The organism is Mycobacterium sp. SMC-21, from assembly GCF_045310825.1.
Taxonomy (GTDB): domain Bacteria; phylum Actinomycetota; class Actinomycetes; order Mycobacteriales; family Mycobacteriaceae; genus Mycobacterium.
Genome location: NZ_JBJIAO010000051.1, coordinates 12,644 through 33,788 on the forward strand (window position 1 = coordinate 12,644; position 21,145 = coordinate 33,788).

Consider the following 21,145-nt stretch of genomic DNA (forward strand, 5'->3'; position numbering starts at 1 on the left):
AGACATCTGGGCACCAACCGAGGAAGACGCATGACCGAAGCACTCATCATCGGCGCCGGAGTCGCCGGGCCGGTGCTGGCCATCGCACTGCAACGGGTGGGCATCGACGCCCACGTCTACGAACGCTCCCCCTCCGGCGCCGACCTGCGCGGTGCCTGGCTGAACTTTCAGGCCAATGGCATGGACGCGCTGCGTGCCGTCGATGCGGCCGGCCCGCTCGAGAACCTGGGCTACCCGAACGACACCATCAGCTTCCTCACCGGCACCGGCAAGCAACTGGGCCGCATCCCGATGGCCGCCCAGCGCCCGGACGGGCAACTGTCGGTCATGATGCGCCGCGCCGACCTGTACCGCGAACTCAACACCCTGGCCGCGGCACGCGGCGCCCGATACAGCTACGGCAAGGAGTTCGTCTCCGCGACAACGGTTTCCGACGGCCGCGTCGAGGCTCGATTCGCCGACGGCAGCAGCGCCACCGGTGATCTGCTCATCGGATGCGACGGCATCCACTCCACGGTTCGCCGCACCATCGATCCGGCGGCGCGGGCGCCCCGCTACGTGCCGGTGCTCAATGTCGGCGGCTACATCCCCGGCTTCACCGTCGACGTCCCGCCGCGGGAATTCCGGATGCAGTTCGGCACGCGGTGCTTCTTCGCCTGGTTTCCCACCCCGGACGGCGGCACCGTCTGGTTCGCCAATCCCCCAATGGCCCGCGAGCCGGAACGAGGCGCATTGTCCGACATGACCGACGCCGACTGGCGAAACTGGCTGCACCAGTTGATGTCCGGCGATGTCGGGCCGGCGCACGACATCGTCGACGCCGCGCCCGGGCCGATGGTGGGGTGGGCCACGTACGACCTGCCGGTGGTGAAACGCTGGCACAACCACCGCAACCAGATCATCATCGGCGACGCCGCCCACGCCACCGCACCATCGGCCGGGCAGGGCGCGTCGATGTCCGTCGAGGACGCCGTGATTCTCGCGCAGTGCCTGCGCGATTGCCCTGATATCCCAACGGCATTCACGACGTTCGAGTCGCTGCGCCGGCGCCGGGTCGAGAAGATCGTCCGTCACGGGCACCGCTCGGCCAACAGCAAGGCCGCGGGCCCGGTGGGGCGGTTCCTACGTGACCTGATCCTGCCGGTGATGTTCCGGCAGGCGGCGAAAGACGGTGGCCGCTCGATGATGTGGCTTCAGGGGCACCACATCGAGTTCGACAGGACCATCGCGCGAGCACTCGCTTAGACGGGCAGCCGCACCACGAAACCGGACTCCAGCGCCACCCACAGCGCGCCATCACGATCGACGGCCAACCCGTGCGGCTCGCTGCCGGGCGGCAGGTCGAACGTGGCGACCTCGCCGTCGGCGCTGACCCGCGCGATCGCGTCGGCGCCCCACAGGCTCGCCCACACCCCGTCAGAGACATCGGCGACCACCGCGTGCGGCTTGCCCGGCAGATCCAGCTCCTGGATGGCGTCGTTCAGCGGGATGCGGCCCAGCTTGTCCGCTCCGCTTGCGGTGAACCACACCGCATCATCGTGGGTCGCGCAGATGCCGACGGGCCCTGCCGAGGGTGTCGGCGTGGGCCGTGTCGAGAGCTTGCCGGCAACCGTCACTCGGCCGATCGCGGATTTCTGATTCAACGTGAACCACAGCGCGCCGTCACCACCTGCGGTGATCATCGACGGCATCCCGCCGGGCGCGGCTACCACCTCGACCGTGCCGTCGGCGTCCACCCGGCCGACGGTCCCCGCGTCCATCGCGGTGAACCACACCGCGTCGTCGGGCCCGACGGTGATGCCGAACGGCGCACTGCCCGTGTCCAACTCGACGAACGACAGAGCTCCGTCACCGGTGATCCGGCCCAGCCGGTCAGTGCCCGAGCACGTGAACCACACGGCTCCGTCGGGTCCCGCGCAGATCTGCATCGGCCGACTGTCGGTGCCGACGTCGAACCGCCGCACCTCTCCCCGGGCATCGATCCGGGCCACCGCACCCGCTGACACCAACGTCACCCACATCGCGCCATCCGGGCCGGCCGCCAGCGCGTACGGTCCGCCATCGACCGCAACAGTCAGTGCGCTCACGCCAGCGTGACCAGCCCGAGCTCGTTGTCGGCGGCCAGTAATGCGTTGTGCGGCAACACTCGAACGGTGTATCCGACGGGCCCCGCCACCGGCAGCGGGATGGTCGCCGAGAACACCTCGACGCCGCCCTCACCGGAACCCGTGTGCGCCATCGGCACGGTCACCGGCTCCACCAACTGGTCACCGGCGTCGACACGACCCAGAACGGCCTGCACCACAACCTCATCGGTGCGCAACCCGGCCAGCTGGACGGTGGCGGTCAACGACAACTCGGAACCCAGCAGTGGCGTATCCGGCAGACCATAGCTGTCCACCTCGGTGATCTGAATCTTCGGCCAGGCCTCGGTCACCCGCTGGCGATAGGCCGCCAGCGAGCGGGCCGCGCCGAACGGCACACCGTCGATCGGCTCTACCGTGCGTCGGAACGACTGTGCCGCAGGGCCGTAGTACTTCTCGGTGTAGTCGCGCACCATGCGCGACGCCAGCACCTTCGGCCCCAGCGACTGCAGCGTGTGCCGCACCATCTCGACCCACCGCGTCGGGACGCCGTGCTCGTTGCGCTCGTAGAACTTCGGCGCCACCGAGTTCTGCATCAGGTCGTACAGCGCCGCGGCCTCCAGGTCGTCGCGACGAGCCTCATCGGTGACGCCGTCGGCAGTCGGGATTTCCCAACCGTTTTCGCCGTCATACCACTCATCCCACCAGCCGTCGCGAATCGACAGGTTCAGCCCGCCGTTGAGCGCGCTCTTCATGCCCGACGTGCCACACGCCTCCAACGGACGTAGCGGGTTGTTGAGCCACACATCGCAACCCCAGTACAGCAGCCGTGCCATCGACATGTCGTAGTCGGGCAGGAAGGCGATGCGGTGCCGAACCTCGGGCCGGTCGGCGAACTTCACCACCTGCTGGATCAGCGCCTTGCCGCCGTCGTCGGCCGGATGCGACTTACCGGCGACGATCAACTGCACCGGCCGCTGCTCATCGAGCAGCAGCTGTTCCAGCCGCTCCGGGTCACGCAACATCAACGTCAGCCGCTTGTAGGTCGGCACTCGGCGGGCGAAGCCGATGGTCAGCACCGAAGGATCGAAAGCCTTTGCGATCCAGCCCAGTTCGGCCTCGGTGGCACCGCGTTCGAGCCATGACCGCCGCAGCCGGGCCCGCACATCGGCGATGAGCAGCTCGCGCAGCTGGGACCGGATCCACCACAGGTGACCGGGATCGACGTCGTGCAACCGCTGCCACAGCTGGGGCTCCCCGGCGGCCTGGTCGACGGCCGTCATGCCCTCTACGCCGACCAACTCGCGGCCCAATTCGAGCCATTGCGGCGCGGCCCAGGTGGGCGCATGCACGCCGTTCGTGATGGAGCCGATCGGTACCTCGGCCTGGTCGAAGCCGGGCCACAGTTCGTTGAACATGACGCGGCTGACCCGGCCGTGCAGCAGCGAGACCCCGTTGGCCCGCTGGGCGAGCCGTAAGCCCATGTGCGCCATGTTGAATTTGTCCGGGTCGTCCTCGGCGCCGAACGCGACCACCCGGTACAACGGCACCTCGGGCAGCAGCGGCGATGCGACGGTGTCGTCGAAGTAGCGTCGGACCATCTCCACCGGGAACCGGTCGATACCGGCCGGCACCGGGGTGTGCGTGGTGAACACCGTCGACGACCGGACCACCGCCAGCGCGGTCTCGAAATCCAGCCCCGACCCGCTGATGTATTCCCGAATGCGTTCCACCCCAAGGAAACCCGCGTGGCCTTCGTTCATGTGGTAGACCTCGGGCGCCTCGATGCCCTCGATCTCGGTGAACGCCCGGATCGCGCGGATGCCGCCGATGCCGGCGAGCAGCTCCTGCTTGATCCGGTGTTCCTGGTCGCCGCCGTACAGGCGGTCGGTCACCGAACGCAGCTCGTGCTCGTTCTCCGGGATGTCGGAATCGAGCAGCAGCAACGGAACTCGCCCCACCTGCGCGATCCACACGCGGGCCCGCAGCACCTGCGATTCCGGCAGGTTCAGCGACACCAGCACCGGCTGGCCGTCGGCCCCGGTCAGCAGCCGCAGCGGCAGGCCCTGCGGATCGAACGACGGGTAGTTCTCGTTCTGCCAGCCGTCGGCCGTCAGTGACTGCTTGAAGTAGCCGGACCGGTAGTACAGCCCCACCGCGATGAGCGGCAGGCCGAGATCCGACGCCGACTTGAGGTGGTCGCCGGCGAGGATGCCCAGACCGCCCGAGTAGTTCGGCAGCACCTCGGCCACGCCGAACTCCATGGAGAAGTACGCGATGCCCTTCGGCATCGCGGGGCCGCCATCCTCAGCGAGGTCGGCCTGCTCCTGGTACCACAGCGGCCGGGTCAGATAGCTGTCCAGATCCGCGGCCCGGTGATTCACCCGACCGACGAAGTCGTCGTCTGCCGCCAGTTCGTCCAGACGCGCGGGACTGACCGCCCCCAGCAACGCCACCGGGTCGGCGCCGACCTGTTCCCACAGCACCGGGTCGATCTCCGCGAACAGCTCCTGAGTCGGCGTGTGCCAGGACCAGCGCAGGTTGATGGACAGCCGCTCGAGGGCGGCGAGACGTTCGGGCAGGTGGGCACGGACGGTGAACCGGCGAAGGGCTTTCACACGAGCCAACCTTACTGACATTTTTTCCACGTGCAGGGTCAGTTCGGTGACAGCCCAACTGCCCATCCAACTGGTCACTGCCCTTCAAGTGTCACGGACTACTACGGTGGGTATGGGTAATCCCGTAGTCCCGGGTAAGGAGTGATTTGGTGGCCGGTCGGATCGAGATCGACGACGTCGCACCAGTGGTGTCCGCAGGCCGATACCCCGCCAAGGCCGTGGTCGGCGAAGTGGTTCCGATCAGCGCGACCGTGTGGCGCGAAGGCCACGACGCTGTCGCCGCAACGCTGGTGGTGCGCTACCACGGCCCTCTCTACCCGCAGCTCGCCGAAACCCCACCGGGTGCGACGCCGACGCCCGCCCCGCCGCGGGCCAAGGTCAAGCCGACCCGGCTGCCCATGGCCCCGGGCTTCACGCCCGACGTCTTCCACGGTCAGTTCACGCCGGACAGCGTCGGGCTGTGGACGTACCGCGTCGACGGCTGGGGCGACCCCATCGCGACCTGGCGGCACGCCATCACCGCCAAACTCGACGCCGGCCAGAGCGAGGCCGAGCTGTCGAACGACCTGTTGGTCGGCGCGGGCCTGCTGGAGCGCGCCGCCACGGCCGTCCCCCAGGACGACCGCGCCCCGCTGCTCGCCGCCGCGCGGCGGCTCCGGGAACCGGGCGACCCGTACATCCGTGCCGGCGCGGCGCTGGCGCCGGACGTGACAGACCTGCTGCGCAAGTACCCGTTGCGCGAATTGGTCACGCGCGGAGAGCAATACGGCATCTGGGTCGACAGGCCCCGGGCCCGGTTCAGCGCCTGGTACGAGCTCTTCCCCCGGTCCACCGGCGGCTGGGATGCCGACGGCAAGCCGGTGCACGGCACGTTCTCCACAACCGCGAAGGCCATCCCGCGCGTTGCCGCAATGGGTTTCGACGTCCTGTACCTGCCCCCGGTCCACCCGATCGGCAAGGTGCACCGCAAGGGCCCGAACAACAACGTGACCGCCGCGCCCGGCGACGTCGGCTCCCCGTGGGCCATCGGCAGTGACGAGGGCGGGCACGACGCGGTGCACCCGGACCTTGGCACCATCGACGAGTTCGACGACATGGTCGCCGCGGCCCGCGAAAACGGGCTCGAGGTGGCGCTCGACCTGGCGCTGCAATGCGCGCCGGATCACCCGTGGGCCAAGGACCATCCCGAGTGGTTCACCGTGTTGCCCGACGGCACCATCGCGTACGCCGAGAATCCGCCGAAGAAGTACCAGGACATCTATCCGCTGAACTTCGACAACGACCCGGCGGGCCTCTATGACGAGGTGCTGCGCGTCGTCAAGTTCTGGATGTCGCACGGCGTCAAGATCTTCCGGGTCGACAACCCGCACACCAAGCCCGCGAACTTCTGGGCCTGGCTCATCGGCCAGGCCAAGAACATCGATCCGGACGTACTGTTCCTGTCGGAGGCATTCACCCGCCCGGCGCGGCTCTACGGACTCGCGAAACTGGGCTTCACGCAGTCGTATACGTACTTCACATGGCGCACCGCCAAGTGGGAGATCACCGAGTTCGGCCAGGAGATCGCCAAGTACGCCGACTTCTACCGGCCCAACCTGTTCGTCAACACCCCCGACATCCTGCATGCCAGCCTGCAGCATGGTGGCCCGGGGATGTTCGCGATCCGCGCGGTGCTGGCGGCCACGCTGAGTTCGTCGTGGGGCGTCTACTCCGGCTACGAGCTGTTCGAGCACCAGGCCGTGCGTGAGGGCAGCGAGGAGTACCTGGACTCCGAGAAGTACCAGCTGCGGCCACGGGACTTCGAGGCGGCGCTGGCCGGCGGCCGGTCCCTGGAGCCGCTGCTGACGCGGCTCAACGAGATTCGGCGCGTGCATCCGGCACTGAGCCAATTACGGACCATCAAGTTCCATCACGTCGACAACGAGGCGTTGTTGGCATACAGCAAGTTCGACCCCGTTACCGGCGACACCGTCCTCGTGGTGCTGACGCTGAACCCATTCGGTCCCGAGCAGGCAACGCTCTGGCTGGACATGGGTGCCCTCGGCATGGAGGACCACGACCGGTTCTGGGTACGAGACGAGATCACCGGTGAGGAATATCAATGGGGCGCAGCAAATTACGTGCGACTGGACCCGGGCAAAGCGGTAGCGCACATACTGAACATGCCGCAAATCCCGTACGACAAGCGGCTGACTCTCCTGCGGAGACAACCGTGACGAGCCATCTCCGTCCACCCGCCGCCGACGTGGCCCGGCTGCTGGCCGGCGAGCACCACGATCCGCATTCCATCCTGGGCGCGCACGAGTACGGCAAGAGCACGGTCATCCGGGCGCTGCGGCCGCACGCCACGGGGGTCACGGCGCTGATCGGCAAGAAGCGCTACCCGATGGAAGCCATCGAGGGCGGCCTGTTCGCGGTCGAGGTGCCGTTCAACAACCTGGCCGACTACCGGTTCGAGGTCGAGTACTCCGGCGACGTCGTGCACACGACGGCCGACCCGTACCGCTTCCTGCCGACGCTCGGCGACATGGACCTGCACCTGCTGGCCGAGGGCCGGCACGAGCGGCTGTGGGAAATCCTTGGCGCACAGCCTCGTTCGTTCAAGACACCCGACGGCGTAGTGGAGGGCTTCTCGTTCGCGGTATGGGCGCCGAACGCCAAGGGCGTCAACCTGATCGGCGACTTCAACCATTGGGATGGCAGCGAGGCCCCGATGCGGGCACTGGGCTCGTCCGGGGTCTGGGAGCTGTTCTGGCCCGGATTCGAAGTCGGCAGCCTCTACAAGTTCCGGATCCACGGCGGCAACGGCGCCGTCAGTGATCGCGCCGACCCGATGGCCTTCAGCACCGAGGTGCCGCCGCTCACCGCGTCGAAAACCTTTGTCAGCTCCCATGTCTGGCAGGACGACGCCTGGATGGCGGCCCGGGCCGAGCTCAATCCGATCTTCGAGCCCATGAGCACCTACGAGGTGCACCTGATGTCCTGGCGCCCGGGGCTGAGTTACCGCGAACTGGCCGTCGAGCTCACCGAATACGTGGTGGCGCAAGGCTTCACACACGTCGAGCTGCTCCCCGTGGCCGAGCACCCGTTCGGCGGGTCCTGGGGATATCAGGTGACGTCGTACTACGCGCCGACGTCACGGCTCGGCACTCCCGACGACTTCCGCTATCTGGTCGATACGCTGCACCAGGCCGGCATCGGCGTCATCGTCGACTGGGTGCCGGCGCACTTCCCCAAGGACTCGTGGGCGCTGGGCCGTTTCGACGGCACCCCGCTGTACGAACACGCCGACCCCCGCCGTGGCGAGCAACTCGACTGGGGCACCTACGTTTTCGACTTCGGCCGCAACGAGGTCCGCAACTTCCTGGTCGCCAACGCGCTGTACTGGCTCGAGGAGTTCCACGTCGACGGTCTCCGCGTCGACGCCGTCGCCTCCATGCTGTACCTGGACTACTCGCGTCCCGAAGGCGGTTGGACTCCCAACATCTACGGCGGCCGGGAGAACCTGGAGGCGGTGCAGTTCCTGCAGGAGATGAACGCCACCGTCCACAAGCTGGTCCCCGGCATCGTCACCATCGCCGAGGAATCCACCTCGTGGCCTGGCGTCACCCGCCCGACAAACCTTGGCGGCCTTGGCTTCTCGATGAAGTGGAACATGGGGTGGATGAACGACACCCTGGACTACATCAGCCACGACCCGGTGCACCGCAGCTACCACCACCACGAGATGACGTTCTCGATGCTGTACGCCTACAGCGAGCACTACGTCCTACCGATCAGTCACGACGAAGTCGTGCACGGCAAGGGCACACTGTGGACCCGGATGCCCGGCGGCGACCACGCCAAGGCGGCCGGCCTCCGTCAGCTGCTGGCCTACCAGTGGGCGCACCCGGGCAAGCAATTGCTGTTCATGGGACAGGAATTCGGCCAGCGCGCCGAATGGTCCGAGGAACGCGGGCTCGACTGGTTCCAGCTCGGCGAGCACAGCTTCTCCACCGGTGTGCAGCAGTTGGTGCGGGACATCAACGGCATCTACCGAGACAACCGCGCGCTGTGGTCCCGCGACAGCAGCCCCGAGGGCTACTCCTGGATCGATGCCAACGACTCCAACAACAACGTGCTGAGCTTCCTGCGGTTCGGTGACGACGGGTCGGCGATCGCGTGCGTCTTCAACTTCTCCGGCAGCGAGCACTCGCAGTACCGGCTGGGCCTGCCGCACGCCGGGACGTGGCAGGAGCTGCTGAACACTGACGCGACCGTCTATCACGGCGCCGGCGCGGGCAACATGGGCGCGGTCGAGGCCACCGACGAGCCCTGGCACGGCCGTCCCGCCTCCGCCGTCCTGGTTCTACCGCCGCTGTCGGCGCTCTGGCTCAAACCCGCCTGAGTTCCCTCCGCGAGGAGACGTAAAACTGTCGATTTGTGGGCGAAATCGACAGTTTTACGTCTGCTCGCGAGACTAGGTGCGCAGCCCGTCGAGGAGACGCCGCACCGCCGCACCGATGTCGCGGCGCGCGCGAACGGGATCAGGCGCGCCCGCGATCGCGGCCACGGCCTGGTTGCTGAGTCCCATCAACAGCACGGCCAGCGGTGAAATCGGCTGCGGCGCAAGCACGCCCTGTTCCAGCAGGCTGACGAGGCCGGCCTCGATATTGGCCAGGGTGTACCGCGCGTTGCGCTCCTGCCACTTCTGCCAGCCGAGCACCGCCGGCGCGTCGACCACGCGGATGCGCTGCAGCGGCGCATCGACCGCGGTGTCCAGCACGGCGTCCCAGCCGGCGAGGAACACCGACCACGCGTCCTCGCCGTGTTCGGCCGCCGCCGCGGCAGCAGCCCGAACCCGAGCGCTCACCACCTGATCCGCACGGTCGAAGACCTCTTCGAAGAGCGCTTCCTTGTCCGCGAAATGGTGATAGAGCGAGCCACGGGTGACGCCGCTACGGCGGACGATTTCCTCGGTACCGGTCTGGTGGTAGCCCTGTTCGCCGAACAACTCGGTCGCGACTGCGACGAGCCGCTCCCGTGAATCCCCCTTGACGGTGACCATACAGGTTGTATGGTAGCAGCATACAGATTGTATGGAGGTCGCGATGACGACACTCGACGTCCACGTCCCGACCAGCCTCGGAGATCTGCACGTACGTCGCACCGGGACAGGGCCTGCCGCCGTCTTGTGGCACAGCCTCTGGGTGGACTCCCGCAGCTGGGGTCCGCTCGTCGACACCCTCGCCGCCCAGCGACAGGTGGTGACCATCGACGGACCCGGATACGGCACGAGCAGCCCCATCCACCGGGATTTCACCCTCGACGAATGTGCAAGTGCCGCAGGCGAAGTGATCGACGCACTCGGTTTCGATACCGTCGACTGGATCGGCAACGCCTGGGGCGGACACGTCGGCATCACGCTGGCCGCGACCCAACCGCACCGGCTGCGCAGCCTGACCACCATCGCCGCACCGCTCCGGCCCGTCAGCCGGCGTCAGCGCTGGACGCAGACGTACCCACTCGCCGTCGCCTACCGACTGCTCGGACCCAATCCCCTGCTGACCAGGATCCTGTTCGACGTGCTTCTCGGTGGCGCCGACGCCGCGCGTACCGATCAGGCGGCCGGGCTCAAAGCGGCGTTCCGCGCAATGGACCGCGAATCAGTAAGGCGCACAATCCGATACATGCACAGCTGGCATGCGCTGACCGAGCAGATCACCGCCGTCACCGTCCCGACGCTGCTGATGACCGGCGATCTCGGCGACCAGCACTGGAGCCCCGCCCACGCCCGCGCCACGGCCGCCACCATGCCCGACGCACGCGTCGTCGCACTCACCGGCGCCGGACACGTCGGCCCGCTGTTGGTCGACACCGACCTGATCGCTCAAGCCGTCACCGACTTCTGGGCCTCTGTGCCGGCTCAGTGATGCCTAGTAGAGCGCGTTGGCGAGATTGCGCCGGCCCGCGATGACCTCGGGGTCGGCCGGGTCGAACAGGTCGAACAACTCGATGAGCCGGGTCCGCACGCGGGTGCGGTCGTCGCCCGAGGTCTTCTTGATGAGTGCGATGAGCCGATTGAACGCGCCGTCGACGTCACGCTGGAAGAGCTGCACGTCGGCGGCGGCGAAAGCCAGGTCGATGTCGTCCGGCGAGGCATCGGCGAGACGCACGGCCTCCGGACGCTGCGCGGACGCACGCTGCAGGAAGGCGATCTGCTGCACGGCACCCTTGGCCTCGACGTGGTTCGGGTCGGCATCGAGGATCGCCTGGTACGCAGCCAGGGCGCGGTCGAAATCGCCGCTGTCGAGGAACTCGCGGGCCTGTGCGAGTGCGGGGTCGACCTGCTCGTCCTCGTCCTCGCCGCCGCCACCGAGCTTGCCGGCCGTCGCCTGCAGCAGCGAGTCCACCCAGCGCCGCAGCTGATCAGCCGGCTGGCCGCCTTCGAAGCTCGTGATCGGCTGGCCGCCGGCGAGCGCGACGACCGTCGGGACGCCCTGGATGCCGAACATCTGGGCAATACGCGGAGAGGTGTCGACGTTCACGGTGCCGAACGACCACTTGCCGCCATCCTCGGCGGCCAGCGCGGACAGGGTCTGCCCCAGCTGGACGCTCGAGTCGCTGCGCGGCGACCACAGCAGCACGACGACCGGTACCTCACCGGAGCGGATCAGCACCTCGGCTTCGAGATTGGCCTCGGTGATCTCGATACCACCGGGTGCGCCACCGGCACCGGCAGCACCTTCAGCGGGACGGTTTTTGAGCGCGGAGAGGTCCACCGCGCCAGCCAGCGCGGGACCGATAGGACGCGGACGAGTCACGCTCTCCAGTTTGTCACGCGACGGCCGACGTCTCCGGTTCGGCCTCTGCGGCAGCGGCACCAACTGCCAACGCCCCGTTGCGCTCGGCCCAGCGCAGGAAGACCACACTGGCCAGCGGCACGATGCTGGACACCGCCGCCGCCACCCACGTCACGAGCGACCAGCGCGCGGCCCAGCCGACCACCAGCCCGGTGGCCACGAACGCCAGGAACACCACGCCGTGGACCATGCCGAAGATCTGCACGCCGATCTCGGTGCGTGGCGTACCGAGGTACTTGAAGTACATGCCGGTCAGCAGCCCGACCCAGCTGACGGCCTCGGCCAGAGCGATCAAACGAAACCAGCCCGCCACCCGGGGCACAACAGCGTTCATGGCGCCATTGTGCCCGAGTGACGGGCTGACTACTACGAGGCGTAGTTCACACCTCGCGGGAAACTACGGACGACGCAGGATCAGGGCGTCACCCTGGCCGCCGGCGCCGCACAGCGCGGCGACGGCGTAGCCCGAACCCTTGCGGGCCAGCTCCAGCGCCGCGTGCAGCGTGATACGGGCACCGGACATGCCGATCGGGTGGCCGATGGCGATGGCGCCACCGTTGACGTTGACCTTGGCGCCGTCGACACCCAGCTCCTTGGTCGAGGCCAGCGACACTGCCGCGAAGGCCTCGTTGATCTCGATGACGTCGAGCTGGTCGACGGTGATGCCCTCGCGCTCGACGGCCTTCTTGATGGCGTTGGCCGGCTGGCTCTGCAGCGTCGAGTCCGGGCCGGCGACGACGCCATGCGCACCGATCTCACACAGCCAGGTCAGGCCCAGCGACTCGGCCTTCTCCTTGCTCATGACCACGACGGCACACGCACCGTCGGAGATCTGCGACGACGAACCCGCGGTGATGGTGCCGTCCTTGCGGAACGCCGGCTTCAGGCCACCGAGCGACTCGGCGGTGGTGTTGCCACGGATGCCCTCGTCCTCGGCGAACTCGATCGGGTCGCCCTTGCGCTGCGGAATCGACACCGGAACCACCTCGTCGGCAAAGACGCCGTCCTTCCACGCAGCCGCCGCCTTCTGGTGCGACTGCGCGGCGAACGCGTCCTGCTCGGCACGGGTGAACTTGTCCTGATCGTTGCGCTGCTCGGTCAGCGCGCCCATCGGCTGGTCGGTGAAGACGTCGTGCAGACCGTCGTACGCCAGGTGATCCAGCGCGGTGACATTGCCGTACTTGTAGCCCTCACGGCTCTTGGGCAACAGGTGCGGAGCCTGGCTCATGGACTCCTGGCCACCAGCCACCACGACCTCGAACTCCCCGGCGCGAATCAGCTGGTCAGCGAGCGCGATCGCATCGATGCCCGACAAGCACATCTTGTTGATGGACAGCGACGGCACGTCCCACGGGATGCCACCGCCAACGGCCGCCTGACGGGCCGGCATCTGCCCGGCACCGGCGGTCAGGACCTGGCCCATGATCACGTAATCGACCAGCGAGGCGTCGACACCGGCCTTCTCGAGCGCGCCCTTGATCGCGATGGCACCCAGGTCGCTACCCGAGAAGTCCTTCAGCGAACCCATCAGTTTGCCAACTGGAGTGCGGGCTCCAGCAACAATTACCGAGGTCGTCATTTCCATCCTCCAACAAATCTGTAACGGCTAATGTGGCCGATCCCACAGGCGCAAATTCGGTCGTATCAGGTTACCTTTACGTTATGACCACCGAACACGTCGATGCCCGTCCGGCGCTGGCCAGCGCCCTCGTGACCGCTATTGATCACGTCGGGATCGCCGTGCCGGATCTGGACGCCGCGATCCGGTGGTACCACGACCACCTCGGCATGATCGTCCTGCACGAAGAGGTCAACGAGGACCAGGGCGTCCGCGAGGCCATGCTCTCCGTCCGTGGCGCGCCCGTCGGCAGCGCACAGATTCAGCTGCTGGCCCCGCTCGACGAGAAGTCGACCATCGCCAAGTTCATCGACACCCGCGGCCCCGGCCTGCAGCAGCTGGCCTACCGGACCAGCGACATCGACGCCCTGTCCGAGCGCCTGCGCGCCGACGGCGTCCGCCTGCTGTACGAAGCCCCGCGCCGCGGCACCGCCGACTCGCGCATCAACTTCATCCACCCGAAGGATGCGGGCGGCGTGCTGATCGAACTGGTCGAGCCGGCCAAGGATGCCGAGCACTGAGCTCGAGCTAGGACCACTTTCGCGTCGGTCCCCGGTTGCCCCGGTTCGCCCAGCACGGCGTGTGCCAATGCCGGCGGTCTTCGGCGTCGTCGACCCGCAGCACGACCACATGCGCTGTGCCCGGGCGGATTTCGTGATCGCATCCCGGGCACCGATACGTCTTGACGGCACGGGATCCGGCCACGGCCCGAACCTCGTAGTCATATCCGTCCGGTCCGGTCTCCACCCGGCGCGACGACAGCCCGAGCAGCGGCGGCGGATCGCGCCGCGGCCGCTGCGGACGTCGCCGAGGCATCAGAACAACCGGAACTCGTCGTTGTCCATGCCGCGCATCTTGTCGTAGTCCAAAGTCACGCAACGGATTCCACGGTCCGTGGCGAGCGTGCGCGCCTGCGGCTTGATCTGCTGAGCGGCGAACACCCCGGCCACCGGCGCCAGCACGCTGTCCCGGTTGAGCAGATCGAGGTAGCGCGTCAGCTGCTCGACGCCGTCGATCTCACCCCGCCGCTTGATCTCCACCGCGACCGACGCACCGGTCTCGTCGCGGCACAACAGGTCCACCGGACCGATCGGCGTCGGATATTCGCGGCGCACCAACGTGTAGCCGACGCCCAGCAGCTCGACATGCTCGGCGAGCAGCTCCTGCAGGTGCGCCTCGACGCCGTCCTTCACCAGGCCGGGATCGACCCCGAGCTCGTGGCTGGAGTCGTGCTCGATGTCCTCGACCGTGATCCGCAGCTGCTCACCGGCCTTGTTCTCGACGACCCAGACCAGAGCCGAAACGCCGTCCACCGGCGCTTCCTCGACGGTCCAGCACGGCGGCGTCATCCAGTTCAGCGGCTTGTAGGCGCGGTCGTCGGCGTGCACACTCACCGATCCGTCCGCCTTGAACAACAGGAGGCGACGGGCCGACGGCAGATGTGCGGTCAAACGTCCGACGTAGTCAACGGTGCACTGGGCGATCACGAGACGCACCCGAACCACCTTAGGGGTATTGAATCCCGGTCCGGACCCGCCCCACGAACTAGGCTGACGGCCAATGACTGCGGACCAGACCGGGACGACGCGCCTGGCACGGATACGGGAAGCCATCACCCCGCGTTCCAGCTTGCAGGCCACACCCGAATACGGATCATGGATTCTGGGCCGCGTTTCCGAGACCCAGCGCCGGCGACGTATCCGCATCCAATTGATCCTGACGACCTTCGTGATCGTCGCGAACATGATCGGCGTCGGCGTCTCGATCCTCATCGAGACGGTGCTGTTCCCGACCCCCAACGTCTTCCGGGCCGATGTCTGGTGGATCACCACCATCGTGGCGCCCGCGTACATCGTGTTCGCCTTCCTCGTGGGCGTGGTGTGGGCGACCAACAGGGTGATCCAGAGCGTGCGCTGGGCCATCGAAGAACGCACGCCGACGGTCGAGGACCAGCGCAACACCTTCCGCGCCCCGGGCCAGCTCACGCGCGTGCTGCTCTCCCTGTGGGGCGCCGGCGCCGTACTGCTGACGACGCTCTACGCGATGCACGACACCCAGTTCATCCCCAAACTGCTGCTGGGCGTCACGTTCCCCGGCATCGTCGTATCCACCAGCTGCAACCTGTACACCGAGTTCGCGCTGCGCCCCGTTGCCGCCGACGCCCTGCAGGCCGGCCGGCCGCCGTCGCGGCTGTCACCGGGCATCATGGGCCGGACCATGGTCGTCTGGGCGTTCGGTTCCGGCGTGCCGATGCTGGGCGTGCTGTTGGCCGCGGTGTTCGCCTTGACCCAAAGCACGCTCACGCCAACCCAATTCGCGTTCGCCGTGCTGGTGCTCGCGGTGTTCGCGTTGGTCTTCGGCGCGTTGCTGATGTGGATCGTGGCATGGCTGACGGCCAGCCCGATCCGCATTGTGCGCCAGGCACTCAGCCGAGTCGAGCAGGGCGACCTGACCACGGATCTGGTCGTCTTCGACGGCACCGAGTTGGGCCAGCTGCAGCGCGGATTCAACTCGATGGTGCACGGGCTCCGCGAACGCGAACGCGTGCGCGACCTGTTCGGCCGGCACGTGGGACGTGAGGTCGCGGCGCTCGCCGAGCAGGAGAAGCCGCAACTCGGCGGCGAGGAGCGGCACGCCGCGGTGATCTTCGTCGACGTCATCGGGTCCACCCAGCTGGTGACGAGCCGTCCGGCCGTCGAGGTCGTCGACCTCCTGAACCGCTTCTTCGCCGTCATCGTCGACGAAGTGGACCGGCACCACGGGTTCGTCAACAAGTTCGAGGGCGACGCGGTGCTGGCGGTGTTCGGCGCGCCGGTATCGCTGCAGTGCACCGAGGGCGACGCACTGGCCGCCGCCCGGGCCATCGCGTCACGCCTGCGCGACGAGGTGCCCGAGCTGCAGGCCGGCCTCGGGGTCGCGGCCGGCACCGTGGTGGCCGGCAACGTCGGGGCCAAGGAGCGCTTCGAGTACACGGTCATCGGTGAACCGGTCAACGAGGCGGCCCGCCTGTGCGAGCTCGCCAAGTCGGTACCGGGGCAGCTGGCGGCCGCCGCCGACATGCTCGACGCGGTCAGCGAATCCGAAAGAGCGCACTGGGCATTGGGCGACACCGTGACGCTGCGTGGACTGTCCGAACCGACGCAGTTGGCGATCCTGGCCTGAAATTCACATCTGCTTCACACAGATCCGGAGGATCATGGTGACCATGAAGCGATATCCCGTCATGGCTGCAGCTGTCGGTGCGCTCGCCGTGGCGTTCGCGCTCGCTCCGCAGGCGGCGGCCGATCCCACCCTCGACACCGGGGGCTCGGCGGCCGACGTCATCAACAACCTCCAGGCCGAGGGCTACCTCGTACAGATCAACTGGACCAACGGTTTCGACGTCAAACCGCTCAACATCTGCTGGGTCACCGGCGTGAACAACCCGGGCAACTTCAAGCCGGGCGGCCCGGTGGCCGCGACCGTCTACGTCGACGTGCAGTGCCCGAACCACGAGTGGTGAATCACACCTGCGGGTAGGGCGCGAAGCGCTTGTCGTAGCCGGCCTTCCGCTCATCCAGTGCCGCTTGCCGTTGCGCCGCAGTCACATACACCGTCCCGGCCGGCAGCACAGTGCCCAGATCACTCAGCGCCACCACCTGTGAACTCACCTTCGGCAGGTTGGTACCCGTGGTGTCGATGTCCTGGAAGCGGATCGAGATGGTCCCCTGGTTGAGGCCACCGGTCGACACCCAGTTCGCCACGCCGGGATCGGTCGGCGACACCACGATGGTGTAGCTGCTGTCCGCGTTGGCCACCGACTGCGCGATGTTCAGGCTGGTCTGCTGATCCCAGTAGTTCTTGGTGATGGTCCAGTCGTTGGTCACCGGGACGACGAAATAGCCGGCGTCGCCGGGCTTGATGGTCAGCACCAGCGCCTGGTCGTCGGCCAGTTGGAAGTATCCCGGGCTCTGCACCTGGGTGGACAGGAACGTCGCGTTGCTCTCGGGATCGGTGAAGACGTTGGGCGGCTTCGTCTTTCCCGACGAATCCTTCGTCGCCACATCCATGTACTGCGGTTCCATCCGCAACCCGAGCGCCAGGATCACCGACGCCTCCAAACCCTGCAGGAACCGCGGCATCACCGGAAGCGGCGGGACCAGCGAGACCAGGTTGGTCAGGAACGGGTTGCCGGAGACAGCCGGGCCCAGACCGGGAATGTCGAAGCCGCCGATCTGCGCGAAGAGACTGTTGCGCGGGCCGCTGACCCGTTCGATGGACAAGCTCATCGGATCCTGGGTGTTCCAGTCCGACAGGGTGTTCCGCGCGACGATCAAGGTCGTGTCGGTCGGAATCTGCAGATGGTTGGTCTGGCCCGGCTCGGCCGGACGCGAACTCACCGTCACGGTGAAGCTACCGTCCGGGTTGATCTGCATGTCCTTGGCGTTGAGTACCGCGGCCGTCTTGCCGCCGAGGCCCGTCAGCACGCTGAAGGTCGTCTCCGCCGGGCGCTCCCCCGGGCCGAACTTCCCGCTGATCACGTACATGGACGTCGAATTGACCGCCATCATCCGGTAGATGGTGTCCGGGTTGTCGTACAGGATGCGCGTGCCGGTGATCGCCTGGCCGAACCAATCATGCGGCGGCATAACCATTTCCAGCACCGTCGGCCGCATCGGGTTGAGCAGCTGATACTCCATGGCGGCCTGCTGGGCGTATTCGTCGACCGCCTGGTTCAGCTGGTCCAGGTTCTCCTGGTCCGGTCCGCCCACTTGGGAGTACTGCTGCTTGGCGTTCAGCTGGAACGCAAACTTGATGATCGCCTTCATGATCTGCATCGGCACCGTCTTCACGATGGCGGTGGCTTTCCGCTCGGCGGCCAATTGCTGCGACGTGCCGAGCACCGTGGGCACGCTCTGCAGCGACGACGGCGCGGCCGCCAATGCCGTTGTCGCGGAGGTGGATGCCGTCTCGCGGCGGGTGACGCCGAGCAGCGCGGACAAGGCGGCGTTCTGCAGTGGCGCGACGGGGTACCCGGACGCGTTCGCCGCCCCGTTGAGGCCCACGGCCGAGAGCGCGTGCGACACCGCCGCTGTCGCCGCTGCGACGGGCGCACCCAGTGCCGCCACCGGCGCGACCGCGTGCAGGCGCGGCACAGAGCTCGCGGGCGCATCCGCCTTGGCCGTCGCGGCCACCTGCACCTTCGCCGGCTTCTGAGCCGCCGTCACGACCGGCGTCCTGGTGACCTTCTTTGTCGCGGGTTTCGCGTCGGGCTCAGATGTCTTGCCGGTGTCGGTCGCATCCTTCGCAGCCGACGGCTTTTCCACATCCGCCTGCGCCGCGGGCCGCTTAGACGACTTCTTACCCGGATTCACGATGCCAGGACGCTTGGCGCCCTTGTCCTTCTTCGGCTTGCTCGTGTCGGCCTTGTCTCCGTCGCTCTTGGCCGGACTCTCGCTCTTGGCATGAGTGTCCGACGGCGCCCCCGCGGCGTCACTCGGGGCGGCGAAGGCGATGCCAGGGTTGCTCGCCACTGCCGCGCCGATCCCCAGGGCGACCGCCAATGCACCCACGCGGCCGACGAATCTGGCTGCGCCAGTTGACAACTCATCACGACTGTTGATCGACATGCAACTCCCCTGAACCCCGAAACCCCGACTAGAACGCGTTCCAGTTATAACAGGGCGGCACTCGCGCGTCAGCCATTTACGAGACAAATGATTAAATATGTCTCGCCAGCCACGTTGATGTCGATTTTCCGCTAGTACTCGAGTCTGCCGCATGACATTGTCGAAGACATGTACGACGACTTCGACCGCTGCTACCGGGCAGTCCAATCCAAGGACGCCCGGTTCGACGGTTGGTTCGTCACGGCCGTCCTCACCACGGGCATCTATTGCCGCCCCAGTTGCCCTGTCCGGCCCCCATTCGCCCGCAACGTCCGCTTCTACCCGACAGCCGCCGCAGCACAACGGGCCGGCTTCCGGGCCTGCAAGCGCTGTCGACCTGACGCATCACCGGGGTCACCGGAGTGGAACATCCGCTCCGACGTCGTCGCCCGCGCCATGCGCCTGATCGCCGACGGCACCGTCGATCGCGAGGGCGTCACCGGACTGGCCGCCAGACTCGGCTACACCACTCGACAGCTCGAGCGCCTGCTCCAGGCCGAGGTCGGCGCGAACCCGTTGGCGCTCGCCCGCGCCCAACGGAGCCAGACCGCGCGGGTACTCATCGAGACCACGAAACTGCCCTTCGGTGACGTCGCGTTCGCCGCGGGCTTCTCCAGCATCCGCCAGTTCAACGACACCATTCGCGAAGTCTGCGCACTGACGCCGACCGAACTCCGGCAACGGGCCCAAGCGCGCTTCGAACCCAACGAAACCCCTGGCACGGGAACACTTTCCGTCCGGCTACCGGTGCGGACGCCCTTCGCCTACGAGGGAGTGTTCGGCCACCTGGCGGCCGGTGCGGTGCCCGGCGTCGAAGAGGTACAAGATGGCGCGTTCCGACGCACCCTGCGGCTCCCCAACGGCACCGGCATCGTCGGGCTGACGCCGAGCGTGGACCACGTGCAGTGCACGCTGATCCTCGACGACTTCCGAGATCTGGCCACCGCCATCGCCCGCTGCCGACGACTCCTGGACCTCGACGCCGATCCTGAGGCCGTCATCGACGTCCTCAATACCGACCAACACCTTGCCCCTATCGTCGCCAAGGCGCCCGGGCAACGCATCCCGCGCACGGTCGACGAGAACGAGTTGGCATTACGGGTGGTGATCGGTCAGCAGGTGTCCATGAAGGCCGCGGCGACGCACACGCGTCGGCTGGCACTGGCGTACGGCACGACGATCAACGACCCGGTGGGCACGCTGACGCATGTCTTCCCGTCCGTCACGCAACTGGCCGAGATCGATCCGAGCCACCTGGCCTTCCCCGAATCCCGCCGGCGCACGCTCGTGGCGCTGATCGATGCACTCGCGGCCGGCACCCTCGAGCTCGACGCCGGATCGGACTGGTTGCAGGCGAGAACTCAGTTGGCCGAACTGCCCGGTATCGGACCATGGACAGCCGAGGTGATCGCGATGCGGGGACTCGGCGATCCGGATGCGTTTCCGGCCAGCGACCTCGGCGTTCAGGCCGCGGCCAAACAAGCTGGGCTGCCCGACAATTCACGCCGGCTGATCGAGCACAGTGCGCACTGGCGCCCATGGCGTGCCTACGCCACCCAATACCTGTGGACCTCCCTGGATCACGCGGTCAACCAGTGGCCGCCTCTGACCACCAACCCACCGCAATCACCACAACAGGAGCAGGCATGACCGCCACGTTGCAGACCAGGACGATGCAGAGCCCGGTCGGAACCATCACGATCGCCGGTCGCGACGGACGCATCCGGCACCTGCGGATGGACGATCAGACATATGAGCCCAGCCATGAGGGCTGGGAGCCCGATGAGTCGGCATTTCCAGAAGCCGTCGAGCAACTCACCGCGTACTTCGCCGGCGAACTCCAGGAGTTCGATCTGGACCTCGACCTCGTCGGCACGGAATTCCAGCGACGGGTCTGGGGTGCATTGTTGACCATCCCGTACGGCGAAACGCGTTCATATGGCGAAATCGCTTTACAGGTCGGATCACCGGGTGCTTCACGAGCCGTCGGATTGGCGAATGGACACAATCCCGTCGGCATCATCGTGCCCTGCCATCGCGTTATCGGGGCAAATGGCAGCCTGACCGGATATGGCGGCGGACTGGACCGTAAGAGGCTGCTGCTCGATCTGGAAAAGAGCCGATCAGGAGCCGAAGAGCCGACGCTGTTCGACTGATGAATGCCATTTCGGCGCCACGTATTGCCGCGGCGCCGAAATGCAAAAACGTCCTGAACGCAAAAATGCCTCAACCCCCCGATTTTCATCGGGGGGCTGAGGTAATTTGTGTTCGGCGGTGTCCTACTTTTCCGCCCGTGCAGGGCAGTATCATCGGCGCTGGCAGGCTTAGCTTCCGG

At 67.2% G+C, this 21,145-nt stretch carries 18 protein-coding genes; 9 read left to right on the plus strand and 9 right to left on the minus strand.

Annotated elements, in window-relative coordinates; translation table 11 throughout:
- Positions 1-30: 30 nt before the first annotated feature.
- Positions 31-1,245 carry an FAD-dependent oxidoreductase gene (locus ACJH6H_RS27365; RefSeq protein ID WP_406776195.1) on the plus strand — a complete coding sequence of 405 codons (1,215 nt, stop codon included), beginning with the start codon at positions 31-33 and terminating at the stop codon, positions 1,243-1,245.
- On the opposite strand, the gene ACJH6H_RS27370 is transcribed toward ACJH6H_RS27365, so the two are convergent.
- Positions 1,242-2,087, minus strand: a complete 846-nt coding sequence (locus ACJH6H_RS27370) for a virginiamycin B lyase (RefSeq protein WP_406776196.1) — start codon at positions 2,085-2,087, stop codon at positions 1,242-1,244. The two genes, ACJH6H_RS27365 and ACJH6H_RS27370, sit on opposite strands and share 4 nt — an antisense overlap.
- The gene (gene glgP, locus ACJH6H_RS27375) at positions 2,084-4,702 is read right to left on the minus strand and encodes an alpha-glucan family phosphorylase (protein ID WP_406776197.1); all 2,619 of its coding nucleotides are present in this window, start codon (positions 4,700-4,702) and stop codon (positions 2,084-2,086) included. The genes ACJH6H_RS27370 and glgP overlap by 4 nt, the downstream gene beginning before the upstream one ends.
- A gap of 149 nt (positions 4,703-4,851) precedes the next feature.
- On the opposite strand from glgP, the gene ACJH6H_RS27380 reads away from it, so the two are divergent.
- Positions 4,852-6,918 carry an alpha-1,4-glucan--maltose-1-phosphate maltosyltransferase gene (locus tag ACJH6H_RS27380; RefSeq protein ID WP_212812482.1) on the plus strand — a complete coding sequence of 689 codons (2,067 nt, stop codon included), beginning with the start codon at positions 4,852-4,854 and terminating at the stop codon, positions 6,916-6,918.
- Positions 6,915-9,089 carry a 1,4-alpha-glucan branching protein GlgB gene (gene glgB, locus ACJH6H_RS27385; protein WP_406776198.1) on the plus strand — a complete coding sequence of 725 codons (2,175 nt, stop codon included), beginning with the start codon at positions 6,915-6,917 and terminating at the stop codon, positions 9,087-9,089. Before ACJH6H_RS27380 ends, glgB begins: the two co-directional genes overlap by 4 nt.
- Positions 9,090-9,161: 72 nt before the next feature.
- On the opposite strand, the gene ACJH6H_RS27390 is transcribed toward glgB, so the two are convergent.
- Complete coding sequence (locus ACJH6H_RS27390; protein ID WP_406776199.1) at positions 9,162-9,749, minus strand: TetR/AcrR family transcriptional regulator; 588 nt, start codon at positions 9,747-9,749, stop codon at positions 9,162-9,164.
- Positions 9,750-9,792: 43 nt separating this feature from the next.
- Between ACJH6H_RS27390 and ACJH6H_RS27395 the strand changes: the two genes are divergently transcribed.
- The gene (locus ACJH6H_RS27395) at positions 9,793-10,614 is read left to right on the plus strand and encodes an alpha/beta fold hydrolase (protein WP_406776200.1); all 822 of its coding nucleotides are present in this window, start codon (positions 9,793-9,795) and stop codon (positions 10,612-10,614) included.
- 3 nt (positions 10,615-10,617) lie between these two features.
- Here ACJH6H_RS27395 and ACJH6H_RS27400 read toward each other — a convergent pair whose 3' ends face one another.
- The 3 genes from ACJH6H_RS27400 to ACJH6H_RS27410 all read right to left on the minus strand — a co-directional run bounded on the left by ACJH6H_RS27400 (position 10,618) and on the right by ACJH6H_RS27410 (position 13,123).
- Complete coding sequence (locus tag ACJH6H_RS27400; RefSeq protein WP_406776201.1) at positions 10,618-11,505, minus strand: tetratricopeptide repeat protein; 888 nt, start codon at positions 11,503-11,505, stop codon at positions 10,618-10,620.
- A 13-nt stretch (positions 11,506-11,518) separates the two neighbouring features.
- A complete protein-coding gene (locus ACJH6H_RS27405; RefSeq protein ID WP_318987096.1) occupies positions 11,519-11,878 on the minus strand; it encodes a DUF3817 domain-containing protein in 360 nt (119 codons plus the stop codon).
- A gap of 63 nt (positions 11,879-11,941) precedes the next feature.
- On the minus strand, positions 11,942-13,123 hold the full coding sequence (locus tag ACJH6H_RS27410; protein WP_406776202.1) for an acetyl-CoA C-acetyltransferase: 1,182 nt from the start codon (positions 13,121-13,123) through the stop codon (positions 11,942-11,944).
- Between the two features lie 83 nt (positions 13,124-13,206).
- Here ACJH6H_RS27410 and mce point away from each other — a divergent pair, with 83 nt between their 5' ends.
- Entirely contained in the window at positions 13,207-13,683 is a 477-nt protein-coding gene (gene mce, locus ACJH6H_RS27415; RefSeq protein ID WP_212812489.1) for a methylmalonyl-CoA epimerase, read from the plus strand.
- A gap of 7 nt (positions 13,684-13,690) precedes the next feature.
- On the opposite strand, the gene ACJH6H_RS27420 is transcribed toward mce, so the two are convergent.
- The gene (locus ACJH6H_RS27420; RefSeq protein ID WP_406776203.1) at positions 13,691-13,978 is read right to left on the minus strand and encodes a hypothetical protein; all 288 of its coding nucleotides are present in this window, start codon (positions 13,976-13,978) and stop codon (positions 13,691-13,693) included.
- Positions 13,978-14,658: an endonuclease NucS gene (gene nucS, locus ACJH6H_RS27425; RefSeq protein ID WP_020102410.1), complete on the minus strand. Its 681-nt coding sequence runs from the start codon at positions 14,656-14,658 to the stop codon at positions 13,978-13,980. Before nucS ends, ACJH6H_RS27420 begins: the two co-directional genes overlap by 1 nt.
- 64 nt (positions 14,659-14,722) lie before the next feature.
- Here nucS and ACJH6H_RS27430 point away from each other — a divergent pair, with 64 nt between their 5' ends.
- Both ACJH6H_RS27430 and ACJH6H_RS27435 read left to right on the plus strand, forming a co-directional pair.
- The gene (locus tag ACJH6H_RS27430) at positions 14,723-16,324 is read left to right on the plus strand and encodes an adenylate/guanylate cyclase domain-containing protein (protein WP_318987093.1); all 1,602 of its coding nucleotides are present in this window, start codon (positions 14,723-14,725) and stop codon (positions 16,322-16,324) included.
- 43 nt (positions 16,325-16,367) lie between these two features.
- Positions 16,368-16,664, plus strand: coding sequence for a hypothetical protein (locus ACJH6H_RS27435; RefSeq protein WP_406776204.1), 297 nt, complete (start codon positions 16,368-16,370; stop codon positions 16,662-16,664).
- Position 16,665: 1 nt separating this feature from the next.
- On the opposite strand, the gene ACJH6H_RS27440 is transcribed toward ACJH6H_RS27435, so the two are convergent.
- Positions 16,666-18,771, minus strand: coding sequence for a hypothetical protein (locus ACJH6H_RS27440; protein ID WP_406776205.1), 2,106 nt, complete (start codon positions 18,769-18,771; stop codon positions 16,666-16,668).
- Positions 18,772-18,939: 168 nt separating this feature from the next.
- Between ACJH6H_RS27440 and ACJH6H_RS27445 the strand changes: the two genes are divergently transcribed.
- Positions 18,940-20,460 carry a DNA-3-methyladenine glycosylase 2 family protein gene (locus ACJH6H_RS27445; RefSeq protein WP_318987090.1) on the plus strand — a complete coding sequence of 507 codons (1,521 nt, stop codon included), beginning with the start codon at positions 18,940-18,942 and terminating at the stop codon, positions 20,458-20,460.
- On the plus strand, positions 20,457-20,966 hold the full coding sequence (locus ACJH6H_RS27450) for a methylated-DNA--[protein]-cysteine S-methyltransferase (RefSeq protein ID WP_318987089.1): 510 nt from the start codon (positions 20,457-20,459) through the stop codon (positions 20,964-20,966). Before ACJH6H_RS27445 ends, ACJH6H_RS27450 begins: the two co-directional genes overlap by 4 nt.
- Positions 20,967-21,145 lie beyond the last annotated feature (179 nt).

Excerpts from the sequence above, each read along its gene's own strand:
- ACJH6H_RS27435 (WP_406776204.1), top strand. The coding sequence starts at position 16,368 with ATGAAGCGATATCCCGTCATGGCTGCAGCTGTCGGTGCGCTCGCCGTG.
- ACJH6H_RS27395 (WP_406776200.1), top strand. The coding sequence starts at position 9,793 with ATGACGACACTCGACGTCCACGTCCCGACCAGCCTCGGAGATCTGCAC.
- ACJH6H_RS27405 (WP_318987096.1), bottom strand. The coding sequence starts at position 11,878 with ATGAACGCTGTTGTGCCCCGGGTGGCGGGCTGGTTTCGTTTGATCGCT.
- ACJH6H_RS27440 (WP_406776205.1), bottom strand. The coding sequence starts at position 18,771 with ATGTCGATCAACAGTCGTGATGAGTTGTCAACTGGCGCAGCCAGATTC.
- ACJH6H_RS27445 (WP_318987090.1), top strand. The coding sequence starts at position 18,940 with ATGTACGACGACTTCGACCGCTGCTACCGGGCAGTCCAATCCAAGGAC.
- mce (WP_212812489.1), top strand. The coding sequence starts at position 13,207 with ATGACCACCGAACACGTCGATGCCCGTCCGGCGCTGGCCAGCGCCCTC.
- ACJH6H_RS27430 (WP_318987093.1), top strand. The coding sequence starts at position 14,723 with ATGACTGCGGACCAGACCGGGACGACGCGCCTGGCACGGATACGGGAA.
- ACJH6H_RS27450 (WP_318987089.1), top strand. The coding sequence starts at position 20,457 with ATGACCGCCACGTTGCAGACCAGGACGATGCAGAGCCCGGTCGGAACC.
- ACJH6H_RS27410 (WP_406776202.1), bottom strand. The coding sequence starts at position 13,123 with ATGACGACCTCGGTAATTGTTGCTGGAGCCCGCACTCCAGTTGGCAAA.
- ACJH6H_RS27420 (WP_406776203.1), bottom strand. The coding sequence starts at position 13,978 with ATGCCTCGGCGACGTCCGCAGCGGCCGCGGCGCGATCCGCCGCCGCTG.
- ACJH6H_RS27365 (WP_406776195.1), top strand. The coding sequence starts at position 31 with ATGACCGAAGCACTCATCATCGGCGCCGGAGTCGCCGGGCCGGTGCTG.
- ACJH6H_RS27390 (WP_406776199.1), bottom strand. The coding sequence starts at position 9,749 with ATGGTCACCGTCAAGGGGGATTCACGGGAGCGGCTCGTCGCAGTCGCG.